This is a genomic window from Parasutterella muris (assembly GCF_943193095.1).
GTDB classification, from domain to species: Bacteria; Pseudomonadota; Gammaproteobacteria; order Burkholderiales; family Burkholderiaceae_F; genus Parasutterella; species Parasutterella muris.
Genome location: NZ_CALPCV010000030.1, coordinates 1 through 19,331 on the forward strand (window position 1 = coordinate 1; position 19,331 = coordinate 19,331).

The 19,331-nt window shown below is 49.2% G+C and carries 20 protein-coding genes; 11 read left to right on the top strand and 9 right to left on the bottom strand.

Going from position 1 to position 19,331, the window contains the following annotated elements:
- Positions 1–81 precede the first annotated feature (81 nt).
- The 4 genes from NFR90_RS09830 to NFR90_RS09845 all read right to left on the bottom strand — a co-directional run bounded on the left by NFR90_RS09830 (position 82) and on the right by NFR90_RS09845 (position 2,853).
- Positions 82–456 carry a DMT family protein gene (locus tag NFR90_RS09830; protein WP_251452647.1) on the bottom strand — a complete coding sequence of 125 codons (375 nt, stop codon included), beginning with the start codon at positions 454–456 and terminating at the stop codon, positions 82–84.
- Between the two features lie 57 nt (positions 457–513).
- Positions 514–1,266 carry an amino acid ABC transporter ATP-binding protein gene (locus NFR90_RS09835; protein ID WP_160335664.1) on the bottom strand — a complete coding sequence of 251 codons (753 nt, stop codon included), beginning with the start codon at positions 1,264–1,266 and terminating at the stop codon, positions 514–516.
- Positions 1,263–1,967 carry an amino acid ABC transporter permease gene (locus NFR90_RS09840; RefSeq protein ID WP_202074596.1) on the bottom strand — a complete coding sequence of 235 codons (705 nt, stop codon included), beginning with the start codon at positions 1,965–1,967 and terminating at the stop codon, positions 1,263–1,265. Before NFR90_RS09840 ends, NFR90_RS09835 begins: the two co-directional genes overlap by 4 nt.
- A 118-nt stretch (positions 1,968–2,085) precedes the next feature.
- On the bottom strand, positions 2,086–2,853 hold the full coding sequence (locus tag NFR90_RS09845; protein WP_251452650.1) for a basic amino acid ABC transporter substrate-binding protein: 768 nt from the start codon (positions 2,851–2,853) through the stop codon (positions 2,086–2,088).
- A 266-nt stretch (positions 2,854–3,119) separates the two neighbouring features.
- Here NFR90_RS09845 and NFR90_RS09850 point away from each other — a divergent pair, with 266 nt between their 5' ends.
- The 5 genes from NFR90_RS09850 to NFR90_RS09870 all read left to right on the top strand — a co-directional run bounded on the left by NFR90_RS09850 (position 3,120) and on the right by NFR90_RS09870 (position 8,621).
- Positions 3,120–3,863: a HesA/MoeB/ThiF family protein gene (locus tag NFR90_RS09850; protein ID WP_251452651.1), complete on the top strand. Its 744-nt coding sequence runs from the start codon at positions 3,120–3,122 to the stop codon at positions 3,861–3,863.
- Positions 3,864–4,121 (top strand): molybdopterin converting factor subunit 1, encoded by a 258-nt coding sequence (moaD, locus tag NFR90_RS09855; RefSeq protein ID WP_251452653.1) that lies wholly within the window; start codon positions 3,864–3,866, stop codon positions 4,119–4,121.
- 18 nt (positions 4,122–4,139) lie between these two features.
- Positions 4,140–5,162, top strand: a complete 1,023-nt coding sequence (locus tag NFR90_RS09860) for an FUSC family protein (RefSeq protein WP_251452655.1) — start codon at positions 4,140–4,142, stop codon at positions 5,160–5,162.
- A 118-nt stretch (positions 5,163–5,280) separates the two neighbouring features.
- Positions 5,281–7,533, top strand: a complete 2,253-nt coding sequence (gene ppk1, locus NFR90_RS09865; RefSeq protein WP_251452657.1) for a polyphosphate kinase 1 — start codon at positions 5,281–5,283, stop codon at positions 7,531–7,533.
- A gap of 98 nt (positions 7,534–7,631) precedes the next feature.
- Entirely contained in the window at positions 7,632–8,621 is a 990-nt protein-coding gene (locus tag NFR90_RS09870) for a helix-turn-helix transcriptional regulator (protein WP_251452659.1), read from the top strand.
- Between the two features lie 47 nt (positions 8,622–8,668).
- Here NFR90_RS09870 and NFR90_RS09875 read toward each other — a convergent pair whose 3' ends face one another.
- The gene (locus NFR90_RS09875; RefSeq protein ID WP_251452661.1) at positions 8,669–10,105 is read right to left on the bottom strand and encodes a transposase; all 1,437 of its coding nucleotides are present in this window, start codon (positions 10,103–10,105) and stop codon (positions 8,669–8,671) included.
- 411 nt (positions 10,106–10,516) lie between these two features.
- Between NFR90_RS09875 and NFR90_RS09880 the strand changes: the two genes are divergently transcribed.
- A complete protein-coding gene (locus NFR90_RS09880) occupies positions 10,517–11,890 on the top strand; it encodes an OmpP1/FadL family transporter (RefSeq protein WP_251452664.1) in 1,374 nt (457 codons plus the stop codon).
- 267 nt (positions 11,891–12,157) lie between these two features.
- On the opposite strand, the gene NFR90_RS09885 is transcribed toward NFR90_RS09880, so the two are convergent.
- The 3 genes from NFR90_RS09885 to NFR90_RS11710 form a co-directional block, all read right to left on the bottom strand.
- Positions 12,158–12,589, bottom strand: coding sequence for a DUF4143 domain-containing protein (locus NFR90_RS09885; RefSeq protein ID WP_251452667.1), 432 nt, complete (start codon positions 12,587–12,589; stop codon positions 12,158–12,160).
- A 96-nt stretch (positions 12,590–12,685) separates the two neighbouring features.
- Positions 12,686–13,222, bottom strand: coding sequence for a DUF8612 domain-containing protein (locus NFR90_RS09890; protein ID WP_277612815.1), 537 nt, complete (start codon positions 13,220–13,222; stop codon positions 12,686–12,688).
- 5 nt (positions 13,223–13,227) lie between these two features.
- Positions 13,228–13,503, bottom strand: coding sequence for an AAA family ATPase (locus NFR90_RS11710; RefSeq protein WP_353848288.1), 276 nt, complete (start codon positions 13,501–13,503; stop codon positions 13,228–13,230).
- An 836-nt stretch (positions 13,504–14,339) separates the two neighbouring features.
- Here NFR90_RS11710 and NFR90_RS09895 point away from each other — a divergent pair.
- The 5 genes from NFR90_RS09895 (at position 14,340) to NFR90_RS09915 (ending at position 18,691) form a co-directional block, all read left to right on the top strand.
- Positions 14,340–15,275 carry a helix-turn-helix domain-containing protein gene (locus tag NFR90_RS09895; protein WP_160335655.1) on the top strand — a complete coding sequence of 312 codons (936 nt, stop codon included), beginning with the start codon at positions 14,340–14,342 and terminating at the stop codon, positions 15,273–15,275.
- Between the two features lie 97 nt (positions 15,276–15,372).
- Positions 15,373–16,518 carry an alanine racemase gene (locus NFR90_RS09900; RefSeq protein ID WP_251452673.1) on the top strand — a complete coding sequence of 382 codons (1,146 nt, stop codon included), beginning with the start codon at positions 15,373–15,375 and terminating at the stop codon, positions 16,516–16,518.
- Positions 16,515–16,877 carry a RidA family protein gene (locus tag NFR90_RS09905; protein ID WP_160335653.1) on the top strand — a complete coding sequence of 121 codons (363 nt, stop codon included), beginning with the start codon at positions 16,515–16,517 and terminating at the stop codon, positions 16,875–16,877. Before NFR90_RS09900 ends, NFR90_RS09905 begins: the two co-directional genes overlap by 4 nt.
- Before the next feature lie 116 nt (positions 16,878–16,993).
- Complete coding sequence (locus NFR90_RS09910) at positions 16,994–18,160, top strand: MFS transporter (RefSeq protein ID WP_251452676.1); 1,167 nt, start codon at positions 16,994–16,996, stop codon at positions 18,158–18,160.
- Between the two features lie 147 nt (positions 18,161–18,307).
- Complete coding sequence (locus tag NFR90_RS09915) at positions 18,308–18,691, top strand: YgiW/YdeI family stress tolerance OB fold protein (RefSeq protein WP_251452678.1); 384 nt, start codon at positions 18,308–18,310, stop codon at positions 18,689–18,691.
- A 132-nt stretch (positions 18,692–18,823) separates the two neighbouring features.
- On the opposite strand, the gene NFR90_RS09920 is transcribed toward NFR90_RS09915, so the two are convergent.
- Positions 18,824–19,318 carry a pyridoxamine 5'-phosphate oxidase family protein gene (locus NFR90_RS09920; protein WP_251452681.1) on the bottom strand — a complete coding sequence of 165 codons (495 nt, stop codon included), beginning with the start codon at positions 19,316–19,318 and terminating at the stop codon, positions 18,824–18,826.
- Positions 19,319–19,331 lie beyond the last annotated feature (13 nt).

Sequence of the window (19,331 nt, forward strand, 5' to 3'; positions counted from 1 at the left end):
CAATATTGAAGTGTTCTAATCGAACGGTTTCATAAAATTATTAAAGAGCCTCTTTCCAAAACGGATCGAGGCTTTTTTGCGTTAAAGCTTATCGCGGAACATGAAGTAGGCTGCGCCGAGTATGCAGAGTCCGGCCCAAAGGTAATCCAGTTTCAGCGGCTCCTTCATGTAAAAGACGGCAAAAGGAATGAAGACCGACAGCGAGACAACTTCCTGCAGGATTTTGAGCTGACCGAGTGAGAGGTCCGTGAACCCGAGTCGGTTGGCGGGCACCATAATCGAGTATTCGAAGAGCGCCACGCCCCAGCTTGAGAGAATCGCGATCCAAATCGGCGCGCTGCTGAGATTTTTGAGATGCGCATACCATGCGAAACTCATGAAGAGGTTGGAGAGAACCAAAAGTGCTGCGGTCCTATAGATGACCGGAATAGAAGAAAAGAAATGAGAGAAGTCCATGATTGGCTCGGCACAAAAGAAAAGGAGCCGCAGCTCCTTTTCAAATCTTAGACCTAATTATTCGGCTTTAGGAAGCACGCGCTTCAGGAATGTCTTGGTACGTTCCTCTTTCGGGTGCATCAGAACATCTTCCGGGTTGCCCTGTTCGACGATCACGCCGCCGTCCATAAAGATGACTCGGTCGGCCACTTCGCGCGCGAAATTGATTTCGTGCGTGACGACGACCATCGTCATACCGGACTTGGCCAAATCGGTCATGACTTTCAGCACTTCGCCGACGAGTTCCGGGTCAAGCGCAGAGGTCGGCTCATCAAAGAGCATCGCTCTGGGCTCCATCGCCAAGCCGCGGGCAATCGCGACGCGCTGCTGCTGACCGCCGGAAAGACTTGCGGGATAAGCGTTTGCTTTATCGGCCAAGCCCACGCGCTTGAGCATTTCCAGCGCTTTTTTCTCAGCGGAAGCCTTGTCGACTTTAGAGACGAGCTTCGGAGCCAGCGCGACGTTTTCGAGGACCGTTTTGTGCGGCCAGAGATTAAATCTCTGGAATACCATGCCGAGGTGTTCGCGTACCTTGTTGATGTCGGTCGACGGCGATGTGATATCGACGTCGTTGACATAAATGTGTCCGCTCGTTGCTTCTTCAAGCGCGTTGATGCAGCGAAGCATGGTCGATTTTCCGGAGCCGGACGGTCCGAGGATTACGACCTTTTCGCCGGGCATAATGTCCAGATCGATTCCGCGAAGCACTTGGTTGTCGCCGAAGTACTTATGCAGATCGCAGATACGAATGATAGGCTTCTGTTCGCTCATCGGTTGTCATCTCCTTTACCCAAGTGTTCTTCCATCTTCTTAACGAGATAAGCCAAGGCAAGTGTCATGACCCAGTACATGAGAGAGATGGTGATGTACGGCTCCCAGTAACGAGCCGATGCGCCGGCGACTGTTCGCGCAGCGTAGGCAAGTTCGGCAAGACCGATTGCGGACACCAGCGAGGAGTCTTTCAGGATGGCGATCGCGTTGTTGCCCAAAGGCGGAAGCATGCGGCGGAAAGCCTGCGGAAGGATAATGTGGAACATTGCCTGCCAGTAGGTCATGCCGACAGAGCGGGCCGCTTCCATTTGGCCTTTGTCCAGAGACTGGATACCGGCACGGAAGACTTCGGAGAGGTAGGCGCCGGCGTTCAGAGTGATCGCGATGATACCGGCGAGCATAGCGCCGTATGTTGAGCGGATTTCTCTGGCTAAGTCGCCGCTGATCAGCAGTCCCTCGGTCGGATGGATAAAGAAGGGCAGGATCGCGAACTGCATCAGCAGGATCTGCACAAAGAGCGGAGTTCCGCGGAAGAAACTCACGTATACCGTCACAGGCCAGCGTACGCAATATTTCAAAATCTGCCGCCACGGTGCGTGACGAGCGTCCGCAAGACGCGCCATACCTAATGCCATACCCAGGATAACGCCCAAGACCACGCAGATGATCGTGATCTGAATCGTCATCTTGGCGCCTTCCATAAACAAGGGCCAATACTCTGTAATTACCTCATAGCGAAAACCGCCCACGATTACTCCTTCGAGTTAGGTTAAAAAGAGCCCGACCTGTAAAAGATCGGGTTCTATCGGGAAGAAAAGATTAGTCGGGAAGTTTCGGGGCGTCGGTGCCGAACCACTTCTGATAAATCTTGTTGTATTCGCCGCTCTTTACGACTTTATCCAAACCGGCGTTGATTTTTTCGGCCAGTGCTTTGTTGCCTTTCTTGACGGCGATTCCGAAATACTGTTCTTTGAAGTTCGGATCGCGGGTCATGTTGAAGTGTTTGTCCGGATTGTTGCGAGCGTAGAAAGCGAGAACGCCGACGTCACCGATCGCGGCAACAACACCGCCCTGGTTCAGTTCTTCAAGAGCGAGCGGAGTGTTGTCGAAGCGGCGGATGCGGGTAGAGGCTTTGCCGAAAGCTTCAGAAGCGGCTACGTCACCGGCGGAACCGCTGACAACCGCGACATTGCCTTTCTTAAGATCGGCAAGCTTTTCAATCTTGGTGTTCTTGTCTGTCAGGATGAGCTGATGGGCAAGGAAGTAGGGTTTGGAGAAATCGACAGCTTCTCTGCGCTTGTCGGTAATTGTGATACCCGACATGATGATGTCTCTGTCGCCTTTATCGACGGTAGCGAAAATGCCTTCCCAAGGAGTGTTGATAAATTTGACATCAAAGCCTTCGGCTTTAGCGATGGCGCGCATCAGATCTACGTCAAAGCCGACGAGCTCTTTCTGAGGAGTTTCGTATTCGAACGGACGATAGGTAGCACCGGTACCGACAACATATTCTTCAGCGCTGACGCCGGCTGAAGCAGTAAGGGCTGCGGCAGCACAGACCGCCCACAGCAGCTTTTTGAAAGGCATTTCTTGATCTCCAATAAGGTTGAGTGGCCCTGAAAGGCGCACATTACTGTAATCATGCCATAGTAGGACGCTTGGGATGTCTTTTCAAGGAACGAGTTTCTCTGTTGTTAGGGTTAATATTAGGTCAGCGACCCGTTTACGAGGATTCAGACGGTTCGTTATTGCAGGAAAAACTTCACAGCGCTAAATCTCGTTTTTAGTTGATTATGATTTGAACGCGCGGCGCTTCTTGGCGGCTGCCTTGTCAACTCTTATTAAGGACCTTAATGGAAAAAGAAAATCGTTATTCGCGTCATGTGCTTTTAAAGGAATTTGACGCGCATACTCAGGAAAAAATCAGCGCTTCCAAGGTGCTGATCATCGGTGCGGGCGGCTTGGGTTCCCCTGCGTCTCTGTATTTGGCCTCTTCCGGCGTAGGCCGCATCACGATCGCCGACGGAGATACCGTGGATCTCACCAATCTGCAGCGTCAGGTGATTCACAACATGAGCCGCATCGGTATGAATAAGGCGACCAGCGCGAAGGCTTCGCTTGAGGCGATGAATTCCGAGATTGATATTCGAGCCTTTACGCATCGTCCTTCGCTTGAAGAGCTCGAAGAGCTGATTGCAGATCATGACGTAGTGCTGGACTGCACCGACAACACCGCTTCCCGCTACCCGATCAGTGAACTGTGCCGCAGACATAAAAAGCCGCTTGTTACGGCCGGCGCGGTCGCGTTTGACGGACAGATTACGGTTTTTGACTATCGGGACCCGGACTCCGCCTGTTATGCCTGTCTTTTCCCAAATCATGACGGGGCCGACGAGAAGGCTTCGACTAAGGGCGTATTTGCGCCTTTAGTGGGTACGCTCGGATGTATGCAGGCCTCAGAGGCTCTTAAAATTATCGGAGGTTTCGGCAAGCCGCTGACGGGTGAGCTATTAATGGTGGACGCCCGCAGCTGGAGCTGGTGGCATATGAAGTACAGCCGAAGTGAAGATTGCCCTTGCTGCGCAAAGGAGAAATAAATGAGCGTGAAAGTTTTGTATTTTGCTTCCCTGAAAGATAAGGTTCTGAAGGGCGAAGACAGTCTTGAACTGCCGGAAGATGTCACGACAGTCGAGGATTTGATTAATTACCTGTCGGAAAACGACAAAGCGCTGAAAGCCGCATTTGAAGAAATGCCGAGACTTCGCTTTGCCGTGAACCAGGAAATGGCCAAGGAATCGACGAAGATTAAAGACGGAGACGAAGTCGCCTTTTTCCCGCCGGTTACCGGAGGCTGATTTTAAGGCGGCTGCAAAATGGCAGTGACCGCGCAGGATCCGAAGCTCGAAAGGAAATCGAGGCTTACGGCCTCTCTGCGCTTTTTTATAACGATATCGCTTGCGCTGGGCATCTCCGCTTTGATCGGAGATCAGCAGATCGGCGGTTTCGCGGCTCTGGGCGGCTTTATGGCGCTTCTGAGTGATACGGAGTCTACCTTAAAGAGCCGACTGGGCGGTCTTTTGCTGACTTTTCTCGGAGTGCTGGCCGCAGCCGGCGTCGGTCTCGCTTTGAACCACTTGGCTTTCGGGGAGTGGCTGATTCTTGCCGCAGCGTGCTTCGGGCAGAGCCTCATGACTTTTGCGGAGAAGTTCTGGTGGCTTTGGGGCAAGTATGTCCTGGTCTTTCTTTTGATCTCCGTTTTTGATTTCTCGCCGAACCTGGCGGCATTCATCGGATACGCGATGGGTTTTTCGCTGGCGGCTCTGGTGGTCGTTGCGGACCATTATGTCTGGCGCATCGAAAAGCTTGGTCCCCGCTTATTTGATCAGCTCAGGATGGTCGAAGGCGGAACGCGCAATACGACCGCCTACGGACTGATTTCCGCGCTGACCATGGTGACAGGCCTCTGGCTGTCCACGTTTATTGATATGTCAGAACCCGGCTGGGTCGGCATCACGATTATTTATATTCTGAATTCGGACGTTCGTTCCGGCTTCATCCGCATTCTTCTTCGTATTCTGGGTACCGTTGCCGGCTACTTCGCCGTAGTGCTTCTGATGCCTCATATTCCAAATCTTTATGTCCTCGGAACGGTTGTGGTGCTGGCCTCTCTGGGCATACCTTACTTTGTCGGACGCAATTACGCGCTGATGCAGTTTTTCATCACGATGTACATCCTCTTCGTCCTTGATTGGCTGATGTACGCCTACGGCGGAGACCATTCCATTCTGATCTGGCGTATCTGGGACACGCTTTTAGGCGCAGGCTGCGCCTCGGTTGGTCTGTTTATTTACTGGTTATGGACAAAACGCCACTCAAATACGGGAATATCTAAGTGAATACGAGTGTGGTTTTGTCTCTTTCAGATATTGACAAAACCCACCCCTTAATGGGAAAATTAATAGATTAGTCATTTGAAATTATTGACTTTTTTCGTAACAGAAGTTTAAAAAAATTATGGCAATGGAAAAGACAAATCAGTCTGAAGCGACTGAGCAGAAAACAGAGAAAACCCCCGCCTCGACAGTGAAGAAGGCCGCTCCCGCGCGGCGCACCCGTCGTCCGGTGGCTGTATCCGCAGCGGCAGAGCCGGCAGCTGCGTCCGCCCCCATCTCGCTTGATGATCCCTCTCTCTACATTAACCGAGATATCAGCTGGATTGAGTTCGACCGCAAGGTGCTTGAGACCGCGATGGACCCGTCCATTCCTCTGCTCAACAGAGTTCTTTTCCTTTCGATTTTCTTCAACAATCTCGACGAATTCTTCATGGTTCGCGTGATGAACGTGCAGAGACAGGCACGCATGGGTGCAGAGCCGACAGGTCCGGATAAGATGGCGCCCGCCAAGCAGATGTCTGAAATCCGCAGAAAAGTTTCGGAAATTGTTGAGGTTGCGGAAAATCTCTGGATCAATACCCTGAAGCCCGCTCTTGATAAGAACAATATTCGCATTGTTAAGTATTCGACGCTTCCTGCGGCGCAGAAAGAAACGCTGAATCTTTTCTTCAACGAAGATATTCTTCCGGTGCTGACGCCTCAGGCGGTCGACAAGGGCCGTCCTTTCCCGATGATTTCCAACACCAGTCTGAACTTTGTGATGGAACTTCAGGCGACGACTCCGAACGCTCCGGTGAAAACACGTTTTGCGCGTCTGAAGTGCCCGAACAACGTGCCGCGCTTCCTTTTTGTTTCCAATAAAGACAACTCTGTGACGCCGGATCTGTCGTACGCGACCTCCGACGGCGTGATTGTTCTTTCTGAAGATTTAATCGGGAACTGTCTGGACACGCTTTTCCCGGGATACAAGGTCACCAGCCGGGGCCTTTTCCGAATCACCCGCAACACGGACGGCGAGATCGAAGAAGATGAAGCCGACGATCTGCTGTCAGCGGTTCGTGACTATGTTGAACAGCGCCGTTTCGGCTCTGTGGTTCGTCTTGAGATTGAGCGCGGCATGCCGCAGCGTTTGCAGGACTTCCTTTACTCTCATCTGGACATGCTTCCGAGCCAGGTTTATCGCTGCAGAATTCCGCTCGCGTTCTCTGAATTCGGCCGTCTGATGAAAGAGGATCGTCCCTCACTCAAATATCCTGCCGACCATCCGAAGATGCTCAAGGCGTTTGACTCGGACCACTGCTGCTTTGACGAGATCCGCAAGCACGACATCATGGTCTACCATCCGTATGACTCTTTCAACTGCGTGCTTGAATTTTTGAAGCAGGCTGCTCGTGATCCGAACGTTGTCGCGATTAAGCAGACGCTGTATCGCGCAGGAAGCGATTCTCCAGTCGCCAAGTATCTGCTCGAAGCGCGCCGCCGCGGCAAACAGGTGACTGCGGTGGTTGAGCTCAAAGCCCGTTTTGACGAAGAGCAGAACATCAACTGGGCCGAAGAGATGGAACGCAACGGCGTGAACGTGGTTTACGGTTTTGCCGGCCTGAAGATTCACGCGAAGCTCTGTTTTGTGGTGCGCCGCGAAAAAGACAAACTGGCGCGCTACACCCACATCGGCTCCGGCAACTACAACGCCGCATCCGCGAAGATCTACACCGACCTTGGACTCTTTACGTCGAATAAGGCCATTAATGATGACGTTCAGGATTTGTTCAACGTCATGACCGGATACGGCCTTGTGAAGAAGTATCGTGAACTTTTAGTTTCTCCGCACACGCTTCGTCCGCAGATCACCGCGCTGATTCAGCGTGAGATTGAGCAGCACAAGAAGCACGGCAACGGTCACATCATCATTAAGTGCAACCAGCTGGTTGACTTTGAAATGGTGAAGGTCCTGTATGAAGCAAGCAGGGCAGGCGTGAAAGTTGAGTGTATCGTCCGCGGCATCTGCAGTCTTCGTCCCGGAGTCCCCGGCGTATCCGAGACGATTACCGTTCGTTCGATTGTCGGACGGCTGCTTGAGCATGCCCGCGTGTACTACTTCCACAATAACGGCGAAGAGGAAATGTACTTCGGCAGTGCTGACCTGATGACCCGCAACCTCAACGGCAGAATCGAGGTTCTGACACCGATTCTTGAAGAGCGTCTGCGCAAGAACATCATGAACCAGATTATTGAGCCGCAGCTCAAAGACAATATTCACGCGTGGGTAATGCATTCCGACGGTTCCTACACCAAGCTCAACCCGAAGAAGGGAGAGAAGGCGTATGACAGTCAGGAAGAGATTGTCCGCAAACTGAACCTGATGAAGAAGTAATCCCATCTTTGTCTGACGCAAATCTCTCTTTCGGTTTTCGGAAGAGAGATTTTTTAAAATGCAGCTCTTCTTTCGTGCAATTTTTAGGATCCGACGCTGTGCGTGAATCGACTTCTTTGAATGAAGCGAAGCTTCTTCTTAACGTTTTAAAGCGAATTCCTCTGAATCGCAAAATTACGACTTCCGAGATTTATGAGCAGCTGACCGCGGCCGGCTTTAAGATGCACCGCAGGTCGCTGCAGCGTTACTTAAAGGCGCTCACTGAAGGGGATATGGGCGTTGAGTGCGATAAAAAGTCGATTCCGTTCGGCTATCGTCGAACCCTCAGTACGAATGATCTGGACCGTGTCGGTATCGGTGCTGACGGATCTCTTCTTCTGCTTTTAGCGCGTGAGCATTTGCGCTATCAAATGCCGCCCGATCTGACAAATTCCATGTCCTATCTGTTTGACGCCGCAGAGCGCTTTATGACGGAAAACAGTAAATCCGCTCCGGAGAAACAGTGGCTCAGCAAAGTCTGTTTTGTGAGCGGGACGCTGCCGCAGCTTCCGCCTCTGATCCGTCCGAAGATTTTTAATACGGTATCTGAGGCTTTGTTTAAGCAGAAAAAACTTGATGTGCTTTACAGCACGAGTGAAGGCGAAGAGTTCGAGCGCCGAATCTCGCCGCTTGGTCTTGTGCAGCAGGACGTACGTCTCTATTTAGTATGCTGCTATGACGACACGACTCAGATTAGAAATTTTGCGCTTCATCGTATTCGAAGCGCAAAACTCACGGATTTTGCGGCTGAAGAGCCCAAGGGGTTTGATTTACGCCGTTATGTGGACGCCGGGCCTTTCAATTACGGGCGTTCCGAGATGGTTCGGCTGGAACTGATTTTTACCAACAAACAGACAGCCGTTAATCTTCGCGAGACTCCGTTTAAAAGAGATCAGCTCATTGAGGAACTGCCCGACGGCACTTATAAATTAACCGTTGATATCGAAGACTCGATGCCTTTAAAAGGTTGGCTTGCGATGTGGCGGGAAAAAGCGGGCGTTATTTCAGAGAAGAAAACACCTCTGAATAAGACAGCGCCCTCTAAATAAAGCAAAACCTTCCGTTTTCGGAAGGTTTTGCCTATTAATGCTCTGAATTAGTATTCAGGTACGTAGCGCTTTTTCTGAGAACGCTTGAGTGAAGACGCGTAACGGATCCAAGCTTCGGGAAGCGTTTCATCGTCTCTCCAATTGAAGGTACGGATGCCGGCCCAAAGTTTCGGGTTCCACATCGGTTCATCCGGGATACGGATAAACGCGTTCAGGCTCGGGTACTCTTTCGGATTGAGCTTCATCATGATCTTCTTGCAGTCGCTCACAAAGTTTCCGTAGAAGTCATCCACAAAGCGATCGAATTTCGTGAAGTTGATCGTGATATTGCGGCCGCCTTCAGGGGCTTTTTCAATCAGGAGAATCGGAGTGCCGCTGCTGTATTTGCCGAGTCGGATGACCAGGCCGCCGTAAGTTTCGTAAACGGACTTCAGGTAATCCGGTGTTGTTTGGAAGAATTCTTCGGCGATCGGGTTAAGGCGCGGTTTTCTGAGCCAAGGCTTATTCGGGATATTCGGGCCCTGGACCGTCATGATTCGAGGATCGGCGAGAACCTCGGGCGGAACGTTGAGTTCCTTGCTGTGAACCATGTTGTCAAAAGCTCTTCGATCGGCGATTTTCTGCATTTGGTCAAGGATTGACCAGACTTCGGGAAGATTCTGCGCGGGCAGATCGAATTCATCGCAGTATCCGTATGCTTCGCTTTCAGCTCTGTAGTTCGGACGCTGATCAAGCGCGTGCATCACTTTCCAGTGTCTGCCCTGTGCGGCGCTCGGCTGAGGCCAGCGGCTGTCGATTTCTTCCTGAACTGGTGCTGCGGTTTGGCCAGACTCGTCTTCCGCTTCGAAATTCATTTGCTGCTGACGCTGAGACGCGTATTGAGCGTTGTCTTTGCGGCGGTCTCTTTGGCGATCTTTGCGGTTGCCGCGGTTAAATTTGTTGGTCTGGCGAGATTCGTGCGGGTTGTATTCCTCAGGAACTGCTGGTTCGGCATTCTGTGTCTGCACTGTTTCGGGTTCTGTCAGCGAAGCAGTAGGAATTTGTGTGTCAGGAGCGGGCTTGGTTTCAATCTGTACGGCTGGAGCTTCTGTTTCGACTGATTCGTGTCTTCTTCTCGGAAGGCGCAGTCTTGGTCTTTCCTGCATCGGAGCGGTATTGACCTGAGTCGGAGCAGTATTGACCTGAGGTGCGTCTGTCGGGGCTTCACTGATAGTCTGTGCAGGGGGCTCTGCGGGTTTTTCCGACGCAGCGACGGGATTAACACTCTCAGCGGGCCGGACCGAGTTCTCAGCGGCTTGGCCTTCTTTATTCTGCATGGCCGCTTTATGTTTCTCTAATTCTTTGACCCACTGATATAGGCTTACGACGTTTACGCCAAGTTCGGCAGCGACGACAGCCGGTTTTTCATGACCGATAACGACTCTTTTGGCCGCTTCAACTTTAAATGCCGGGTCGAATGTGCGACGTGTTCTCTTAGTTTCCATAAATAACGAATAGAAAGTAACCGCAAAATTCCATAAAAGAACCTCAAAGTTCGCAAGAAGCGCCTGAAGGGTTTCGGTCGGGTAAGGAATATGAAAAGACGAATGAGACCGAAACGGTGGAATTAACTCTTTTCTCAAGAGTTGCGGCTTAGTCTTCGAGTGGATTGTAGCTTAAAAATTAAATAATTTTTTTTGCTTTTTTTCGATTTGGGCAGACAAGCGCAAAGAAATACAGATTTTTTCGTATGAGCGGGACGCATAAAGCCGCCGTGTAGAGAAAAAATGCCTCAAATTAAAAAATAAGCTTCTGAGCAGGAGATAACAGTAGTTGCGAATAAACTTAGAGCACGCTTAATAATTAGGGAAACTACCTAAAAAATCGCTCGTTTTATTCACCAATACTTCTGCAGAATGCTTGCATCCCATTTAATTTTGTATTTTTTTCTTCGTATGATCGTAAAAAATAAACTGAATACCCGTCTGAGCTGTGTCTTTTTATCCTGTTGCGCAGCATTAAGTTTTTCATCCGCTGCGAACGCTGCAGGCTTTCAGCTGACTGAGCAGAGCGTTGCCGGTATGGGCCGTTCTCACGCCGGTGCAGGTATTGTCGGAGACGACCTTTCCGCCGTGCATTACAACGCCGCCGGTATGACGCTTCTTCCCGGACTGCAGATGCAGGTTGCGGGCACATACGTTGCCCTCGATATTGACTACAAAGGCCTTGATGGTTCAACAGAAAACGGTCGCGATAAGCCCACAGCGGTACCGGCCACCTTCATTACCTATCAGATTAATGATTCTCTTTGGGCCGGTCTTGGCATTACCTCGCCCTACGGCATGAAGATTCGCTACGGCAACGACTGGAGCGCAAGGGAACGCGGTATCAGCGGTTCTATCATCACAGTCGACATCAACCCGAATATCGCTTGGAAAGCCAACGAAATGTTTAGTTTCGGCTTCGGTGTTTCCGCTCTGTACACTCACTCAAAACTTAAGAACGGCCTTCCCAGAAGTCTTTCTATGGGGGGAATGACCGTGCCTCTCGGCGGCGAGTTTGAGTACAAAGGCAGTGACTGGATGTTTACTTATAACCTCGGCATGATGTTCTCGCCGACGGAAGATCTGCGCTTTGGTCTTTCTTATCGCTCCGCCGCTCATGTGACCGCACGCGGCGATTACACAATCCGCGGAAATGGTTTAGCCAACGGTACCGGAAGCGGCAAGGGCAAACTGGAAACTCCGGAAACCGTGTACATCACCGGTACTTGGAAACCAGTTCAAAGCCTCCGTCTTTCCGCCTTAGCGCGCTGGGCCAACTGGAAGAATTTCGATACCATGGATTTCACCATGGATGATCCGGACAATCTTTCCTTTACCCCTCTGGGGCAGTTTGCGGCAGGTTCTAATCCCGTTGCCGGCGCTGCGATCATGGGCAGACTGAGCAACATGCCTCTTGAAAACAATTGGAAGTCCGTTTGGCTCTTCTCTTTGGGCGCTGACTACGACATCAATGAGCAGTGGACGATTCGCGGCGGTATCGCTTATGAAACCAACCCGATTAAACATCAGGAACTTCGTACAGCTCTGATTCCGGATACCAGCCGTCTCTGGCTGACATGCGGCTTCTCTTGGAAACCGACTGCTAACTGGCAGATTGATGCCGCTTACGGCCACATCCGCGGTATCGGCGATCGCGATCTCTACAATCACTCCGGACAGAAGATCGGCAAATTCGAAAAGATGAACGCATGGATGGCAGGCGCCTCTGTGACCTATCGCTTCTAATTTGACCGCTGTCTAAATAGGGTCGACGAGTTTTAATCAGCTCGCCGGCCTTTTTTCTTGACCAAAACCGCAAAAACAGAAAACAACTCGGGCAGTTTTCCGATCAACTGAGTAGCTTTTACTCCTCTCCAGCTCTGCTTTGAATATTTTTCCGTAGAGACAGAGGGACATGATTTTGTTTTTACACTGAACCCGATGTCATATTGTTAAAAATTGCTGAACAGCGATGATCCAAAATCTGAATTAAGAGGATCGCACGCGGGATTCTTACAATGTGATTTTCTTAGGTTCTTCTCCAGACAACTTCAGCAGCATTGCCATATACACCGGTAAGTACAGGATCTTCCCGTCCCGCTTAATCTCGCCTGAGTTAGACAGAACAATTCCCATTCTGATTCGGCTGTGGGCATTGTCAAGCAATGAGTTTAAAGCACTGTGGATCGTATAGTCTTTGCCGGATTTTACTTCGATGGGGACAACGGTCAGATTGTTGTAATCATCAATCAGGAAGTCTACTTCTCCTTTGTGTCGATTGTCATAATAAAACAGGCTGTGACCAAGGGAGGCAAGCTGCATGGCAACCGTAGATTCGTAAACAGAGCCGAGGCTGATACTGTTTTCATCACCTAAGATTGCATTGATGTTATTTTTGTATAAAACAGAAGTTAAGATTCCCACATCATTTAAGTAAAGCTTCAAGAGATTTTTTCGGCTCGATTGTATAAGTGGGAATGTAGGATCTGTATTTGACTGGACTTCCAAAGATATTCCGGAGTTCGTCAAATAATCTATTTCTTATAAGAAATTTGAAGCTCTTGCCTTTTTCCCTTCAATAGCATTAAAAAAGAGTCGTTTCTTTTTGTTTTCCATGTTTGACGGGATCATTTCATAAATGCGTTTAATTTTTAGGCGGTGTTCCTCGTCGTATTTCCCTGCATCCAATTCATACAGCTCATGAATTGCATTTTGAATATCTCTGATTTTCACAATGTTCTGTGATTCTAGGAATTCATGAACTGCGTCAGGCATTCCTCCGACCAGCAAGTATTTTTTGAATAGATCCAAGAGACGCTCATGAATTGAAGATATCGGACTCCGTTCCGTAATTAGGCATTCCCGTCGGTATTCAATAACGGTGCTGTCTATACTATTGGCAATTAAAAACTCTTCAAAATCAAGCTGATACATCCTGACGATTTCAATGGAGCTTAAAGGTATTGACGTTGATTTCTTCAGAGTGATTCCAAGAAGTGACCCGCTTGCAACATAGCGGAAGCGACCTTCCTTTCTGAGGAATTTTAAAAGAGTTAAAAGTTCCGGATATTGCTGAATTTCATCTAAAAAATTAGAGTGTCATCGCGCGTGCCAAATGATGTCCCGGCAAGAGAAGCTAAGGTGAGATAGAAGTCCTGAGTTGTTTTAACTTTGCCAAAGAGCCTGTTACCTGCTGAGTCTTCGACTAAATTAATCTCGATAAAATTTTTAAAAAACTTTTTCCCTACGTGTCGTATAAGAAATGATTTTCCTATTTGCCTGGTACCAGTGAGTATCAATATTTTGTCGCTGTTTTTCAAAGAGTCGGCAACTTTTTTCTCTAGTTTCCTAAACAACATGTCAACAAGGGTTCCCTATTGAGGGCAGGGTTCAAATAAAAATAAGCAATAAAACTACACTTTTCAATAAAAAAACAAGCCGAAAATTGCACTTTTCAAATTTTTTAGTTGGTTTGCCATTGAAATCTGTTCAAAAAAACAGTCAGAATTAAATTGAAACTCATTTGATTTGTACTGCAGATTGAACAAGTGGAAGAGCCGCTGAAGCCCAATCCTGAGGACGAAAGTCTTGCGCATAAGGACTGAGAGCAAGAGCTCACTTGTACAATCGGCTGAACAAACAGTCGATGTAAAACTTAATTGACCGGCTAGACGGGTTAAAGTTAATGACCCTAAGAAGCCCGGCAAGACCGCCGCTCAAAGAAACAGTAATACAAAGGCGATCAGCTCTTCTTTGGGCTGATGATTTTCCCTGCTTTAAAGAAAAAATCAAAGACGGCTAAACGCCATCATCGCCTAAATTGCTGACGGGACCGTCAGATCACTTTTAGATAAACACCCCTATATTCATTATGGACAAGCAGAATTAGTAAAGAGAGAGTTATCTTTTTTGGAGAAACTTAATAAAAATCACCGATTCTACGAACAAATAGCAATTTGTTAGCTTATTTGTATTAAAAATTTGGTATTAATAAGTTTTCAAAAATTGGGTAATTGTTTTTTATAAATAAACCGGGATCGAATTGTTTGAAGGTAAAAAAATACAGTTTTTTTAAGAAGTTATACTGTCTTTTGTCATTAATTAGTATCTTTCCGCATGTAAACAGACTATACTTAAAACAATTAAAATCATCAGAGGTAAAGCCATGAAGCTATCCAGGAAGCCAGATTGCGTTTTGTCCGATATTAAGAAACAGCTATTGGCCATTACCGACATCGACAGCAAATGTGCAAAAGAACTCGAAGGGGTTCACTTTATACGTTGGGAAGAAGGTGATGAGTACGGAACCAGAAAATTTGGTTCTCTTATTACAAAAGCCGCCGTTTTTCTGATCGTCTCCGGAGGTCTGAAACTTCTCTTCTGCGGTGAAGAGAAAGTTTACGGGCCCGGCGATCTGTTCCTTGCCGGTACTTCTATTCCGCTTTCCTACGAACATGTCACCGAGGGCAAGGAACCTTTCCTTGCGATCGAGGTCGACATCGATGTCAGTGATATTGAAAATGTGCTGGAATATTTGGACGAGAAATACTTCCAGTTCATTACGAACCAGCCGACGAAAGCCTTTACTGTCACAAAGGCCGATGCCAATGTGCTGACGGTATTCCAGGATCTTGCGGCGCTCGCCGAATCCGATCTTGAAGAACGCATTGCGGGTCAGTTTATGAAGCGCTTCCTCTACCTTCGCATCTTCATGACGCCTGCGGGTTCCTCTTTCTCGCAGCTCTTCCGTCCTGACAGAGTGGAGTCTAAGGTTCGCATCGCGGCCGATCTCATTGTGGATCACATTGCCGATAAACAGGAACCAAGCGTTATCTCTGAGCAGATTGATCTGAAACCGTCGCTCTACCACCACTATTTCAAGGAAGTGATGGGCGTTCCGCCGGGACAGTTCAGAAAGTGGTGCCGAGTCACGGAAGCACGCCGTCTCATGATTGAGGACGGGCTGCCCGCGACACAGGCCTGCTACAAACTCGGCTACGACAACCTGACGTACTTCATTATTCAGTTCAAGCAGGTGTTTAAATGCACCCCGGGCAAGTTTATTCAGGATGAGCTTCAGTCCTATCCCTGGCAGCAGCTGCTGATCCGAGAGGGCTACAAGTTCAAATAGTCGCTATTGACTAGAGACAGCCGTACAATAGCTGTACGGACTATCTGAGAGGCTGGAGTTTCCGGCCTTTTTTCTAAGTGCGAAAGGATAAAAATCTATGGACCTCAATACCATTCAGACCCCGGCCCTTTTGTTGGATTTGAATAAATTCACGGCAAACTGCGAATTTATGAAAGACAAATGCAGCCGCCTTGGCGTGCAGCTTCGGCCGCATTTAAAAACAGGTAAAAGCATCAACTTCGCAAAGGCCCAGATGACCTCTGCCTCAGGTCCGGCCACTGTTTCCACGCTTGCTGAAGCAGAGTATTTTTTCGCGCACGGCGTTAATGATCTCATTTACGCGGTCGGCATCAGCCTTGGGAAATTTGATCGCGTGCTTGCGCTCAGAAGTGCGGGCTGCGATGTAAAGGTTATTCTCGATAATGTCGAGACGGCCGTTATGTTCAGTCAATACTGCGATCAGAAGAAAGTTCCGTGCCCGGTGCTGATTGAAATCGACTGCGACGGCCATCGCTCCGGTGTTAAGCCCGACTCGGATGATCTTATTGAAATTGCCCGTGCGATCAAAGGCGAAGCTTATTTCGCCGGTATTTTGACGCATGCGGGAGACTCCTATAAGTGTGTCGGCGAGCAAGCCTGTCAGAAAGCTCAGGAAAATGAAAGAGACTCCCTGGTGCGCTGCGCCGATCGACTGAAAAAAGCAGACTTTGAATGCCGCATCATTTCAGCCGGTTCTACGCCGACCGCAGTGTTTGCTAAATCTTGGGAAGGCGTCACCGAGGTGAGATGCGGCGTTTACTGTCTTTTTGATTTGGTTATGGCCGGACTAGGCGTCTGCACGAAGGAGCAGATCGCGCTTTCTCTGCTGGTTGAAGTGATCGGACATCAGAAAGAGAAAGGCTGGGTTATCACAGACGGCGGATGGATGTCCATGTCGCGCGACAGAGGGACTTCCGCTCAGGCGGTTGACCAGGGCTACGGCGTTGTCTGCGATATCAGCGGAAAGATCTATGACGATCTGATTGTCGGATCCGCCAATCAGGAACACGGCATCATTGTTCGCCGCGACGGTTCTCTGATTGATCCGAAAGATTTCCCGGTCGGTACTCGCCTTCGTATTCTGCCGAATCATGCATGCGCGATGGCCGCTCAGCATCCTCAGTACTTCGTTGTCAAAGACGGCAAAATTGACGCTATTTGGAACCGTATTTACGGTTGGCAGCCTAAGGAGCTCTCTTTATGAAAGAAATAATTGTTTCAGATCTTCCCGCCCCCAACGGGCACTATTCTCATGCCGTCGTTTTTAACGGTGCGGCTTATCTTTCCGGAATTCTGCCTATGGGTGTAAAACCGGAAGACAGTGTGAAGGCTCAGTTCAAGGCTGTGTTTGATGTGATTGAGAAAATCCTCAGCGAATGCGGCAGTGATCTCAATCAAGTGGTTAACTGCAGAATTTACATTGCTGATCTGAAGGACTGGCCGGAAATTAATGCGCTCTACGCGGAAAGATTTGGTGCGCACAAACCCGCCCGAGTTGTCGTTCCGGTAAAGGAACTTCACTTTGGCTATCGCTTGGAAGTTGAGCTGATGGCGGCAGTTTAACTTCGGTTTTATCCTTTTGGTTTAGGCCCGAATTCTTTCCGAATTTGGGCTGAATTTTTATAGAGGCAGCCCGAACGATATTTAAAGTATCGTTACTGACAAAGGATTTAGCCTCTATGAAACTTAATAAACATATTGCAGCTCTGTGCATCGGCACATTCTGCCTAGGTGTGGCTGAACTTGGCATTGTTCCTGTCCTGACGGATGTCGCTCATTCTCTGCATGTCTCCATTCCTCAGGCGGGTCTGTATATTTCTGCTTATGCCGCAGGCGTCTGCGCTGGCATTATCGGGCTGCTTGTTTTTGCCCGCAGCGTAAATCTAAAGTACACGCTGCTTGCGGCGGCCGTTTTAATTTTGGTTGGCAACGCGTCGGCGGCCTTGGCTCAGAACGACTATATGATGCTTGCCGCACGGTTTATTTCCGGCTCTCCTCACGGAATTTTCTTTGCGCTTGGCGCGGTGGCCGCCCAGCGGCTCGCAGCAGAAGGCGAATCGGCGCGTGATATTACGCTGATGGTGCTGGGTCAGACGAGCGCAAATCTCGTCGGCGTGCCGCTTGGCTCGTGGATCGGATATGCCTTCAGCTGGCGGATTATTTTTATGACGATTGCCGCGCTGTCGCTTCTCTTAATTGCGGCGCTGTTTTACTGGCTGCCAAGCCTTCCGGTACAGAAAAAACCGTTAAAGGAATTGATTCAGCCGCTTCGTCATCCGCATCCGTGGATCATTCTTGCCGGTATCGCGATCGGAAGCGGCGGCTTCTATGCTTATTACTCTTATGTCGATCCGATTATGAGTAAAGTCTCAGGACTGCCTGCTTCGATGATGACTCCGGTGATTGCGCTGGCAGGCCTGTCAATGTTTGTGGGCAATGTCGTATCGGCGCCGCTCACAAAGCATTTTAACGATGAGACGCTCGTCTTCTCTGGTCAGCTTTTGATTGCCTTCGCAGCGCTCGGCGCTTATTTCCTTTCCCGCGATGAAATCACTTCGATATTTATGATGTCTCTTGCGGCTTTCGGGTATTTCTTTATCGCAGGTCCCATGCAGGCGCTGGTGATTAAAGGGGCGGGCGACGCCAAGGTCATTATTGCCGCTTTGGGACAGATCGCTTACAACGGCGCCAACGCGATCGGAGCTTATTTAGGCGGAGTCGCGATCGACGTGAGCGGTATCGCGTCCGAATGCGCGCTTCCTTCTTTGCTCCTGGGATTTGCGTCATCGGTCCTGTTTTACTTTGTTTGGCGCAGCAGCAATAGGAATGATTTAGCTGGCGACTAGTGGTTCTTTTTCATGTGTCACATCCTTTGTGACGGCTCATGTAACTGTTTGTATGATTTGCAACAATAACCAAATTAGGTTAAATGTTGCAAATTTAAATAGGTATTAACCATTAGAATTCAAATTGTCTTGATAAAGGAGACAGTTATGAAGATGAACAAATTACTATGCGTTCTCGCCGGCGCTTTCGCATTGAGCTGCGGAGCTGCACAGGCTAACAATATGGAAAATGATGAGTACAACGGCTGGTTCAACGGAAGCGGCCCTGTCGATCATACGGTCAGCGAAATCAAAGAAGACGCAGCACCGTTCCAGTTAGTCGAACTTGACGGGAACTTGGTCAGAGGAATCGCCGGTGAAACATATGTCTTCCAGGATAAGACCGGTGAAGTCGTCGTCAACATTCCCAATGAAGTTTTTGTCGGTCAGGTTGTCAACGCCAACACTCCGGTAAAGATTCAGGGTGAAGTCAGACCCGATATGGCTCAGCCTGACACGGTCGATGTTTATACACTGGACGTTGTTGACTAAACCTTAACAGTCGAGACATCTGATTTTTCCGCAAATCCGCCGCATCCACGGGTTCTGGCGGCGGAATGCGAAGGCTCCGCAGCGATAATAAGCTTCGGAGCCTTTGATATTTACGAAGCAGCGCTTGTGTACTTAGCCGAGTTTGCCGGTTCTGCGAACCTCTTCGTCAGCCTCTTTTCCGGTGATGCATTCGGGCACAAGTTTCATCATAAAGACATATTGAAGTGAATGCTGAATCTCTTCCTCATTGTCTTCGACTCCTTTGCTGTATTTGTCCGCCATTGCGCGCAGGGCTTCCAGTTTTTCATTTAGGTCCGTGACCGGTTCGAGTGTTCCCCATACCGTCACGCTCTTGTAATTATTCGCGCGAAGCTTTGGAACCACTTCACTTTGTCCCACAATCGAAAAACTCGTTTTCTTTGTTTTGGCAAAGCAGTCATGCTTGTAGCCGCGCGGCGATCCGTGGAAATAAATGCCCCCGTCATAAAGGACGTAGGACAAAGGCACACTGTAAAGGTATCCGTCGTCTCCGTTCAGCGCAAGCACTCCGTACACGCCGTCCCTGAGTATTTCCTGAGTTTTCTCTTCTGACAGAGTCTGTTTGGTTCTCACTAATTCCTTTCGCATTATCTTTCCCTCT

Bases quoted from the DNA above. Each gene is read 5' to 3' on its own strand.
- NFR90_RS09830 (WP_251452647.1), bottom strand. From the start codon at position 456: ATGGACTTCTCTCATTTCTTTTCTTCTATTCCGGTCATCTATAGGACC.
- NFR90_RS09835 (WP_160335664.1), bottom strand. From the start codon at position 1,266: ATGAGCGAACAGAAGCCTATCATTCGTATCTGCGATCTGCATAAGTAC.
- NFR90_RS09840 (WP_202074596.1), bottom strand. From the start codon at position 1,967: ATGGAAGGCGCCAAGATGACGATTCAGATCACGATCATCTGCGTGGTC.
- NFR90_RS09845 (WP_251452650.1), bottom strand. From the start codon at position 2,853: ATGCCTTTCAAAAAGCTGCTGTGGGCGGTCTGTGCTGCCGCAGCCCTT.
- NFR90_RS09850 (WP_251452651.1), top strand. From the start codon at position 3,120: ATGGAAAAAGAAAATCGTTATTCGCGTCATGTGCTTTTAAAGGAATTT.
- moaD (WP_251452653.1), top strand. From the start codon at position 3,864: ATGAGCGTGAAAGTTTTGTATTTTGCTTCCCTGAAAGATAAGGTTCTG.
- NFR90_RS09860 (WP_251452655.1), top strand. From the start codon at position 4,140: ATGGCAGTGACCGCGCAGGATCCGAAGCTCGAAAGGAAATCGAGGCTT.
- ppk1 (WP_251452657.1), top strand. From the start codon at position 5,281: ATGGCAATGGAAAAGACAAATCAGTCTGAAGCGACTGAGCAGAAAACA.
- NFR90_RS09875 (WP_251452661.1), bottom strand. From the start codon at position 10,105: ATGGAAACTAAGAGAACACGTCGCACATTCGACCCGGCATTTAAAGTT.
- NFR90_RS09880 (WP_251452664.1), top strand. From the start codon at position 10,517: ATGCTTGCATCCCATTTAATTTTGTATTTTTTTCTTCGTATGATCGTA.
- NFR90_RS11710 (WP_353848288.1), bottom strand. From the start codon at position 13,503: ATGTTGTTTAGGAAACTAGAGAAAAAAGTTGCCGACTCTTTGAAAAAC.
- NFR90_RS09900 (WP_251452673.1), top strand. From the start codon at position 15,373: ATGGACCTCAATACCATTCAGACCCCGGCCCTTTTGTTGGATTTGAAT.
- NFR90_RS09905 (WP_160335653.1), top strand. From the start codon at position 16,515: ATGAAAGAAATAATTGTTTCAGATCTTCCCGCCCCCAACGGGCACTAT.
- NFR90_RS09910 (WP_251452676.1), top strand. From the start codon at position 16,994: ATGAAACTTAATAAACATATTGCAGCTCTGTGCATCGGCACATTCTGC.
- NFR90_RS09915 (WP_251452678.1), top strand. From the start codon at position 18,308: ATGAAGATGAACAAATTACTATGCGTTCTCGCCGGCGCTTTCGCATTG.
- NFR90_RS09920 (WP_251452681.1), bottom strand. From the start codon at position 19,318: ATGCGAAAGGAATTAGTGAGAACCAAACAGACTCTGTCAGAAGAGAAA.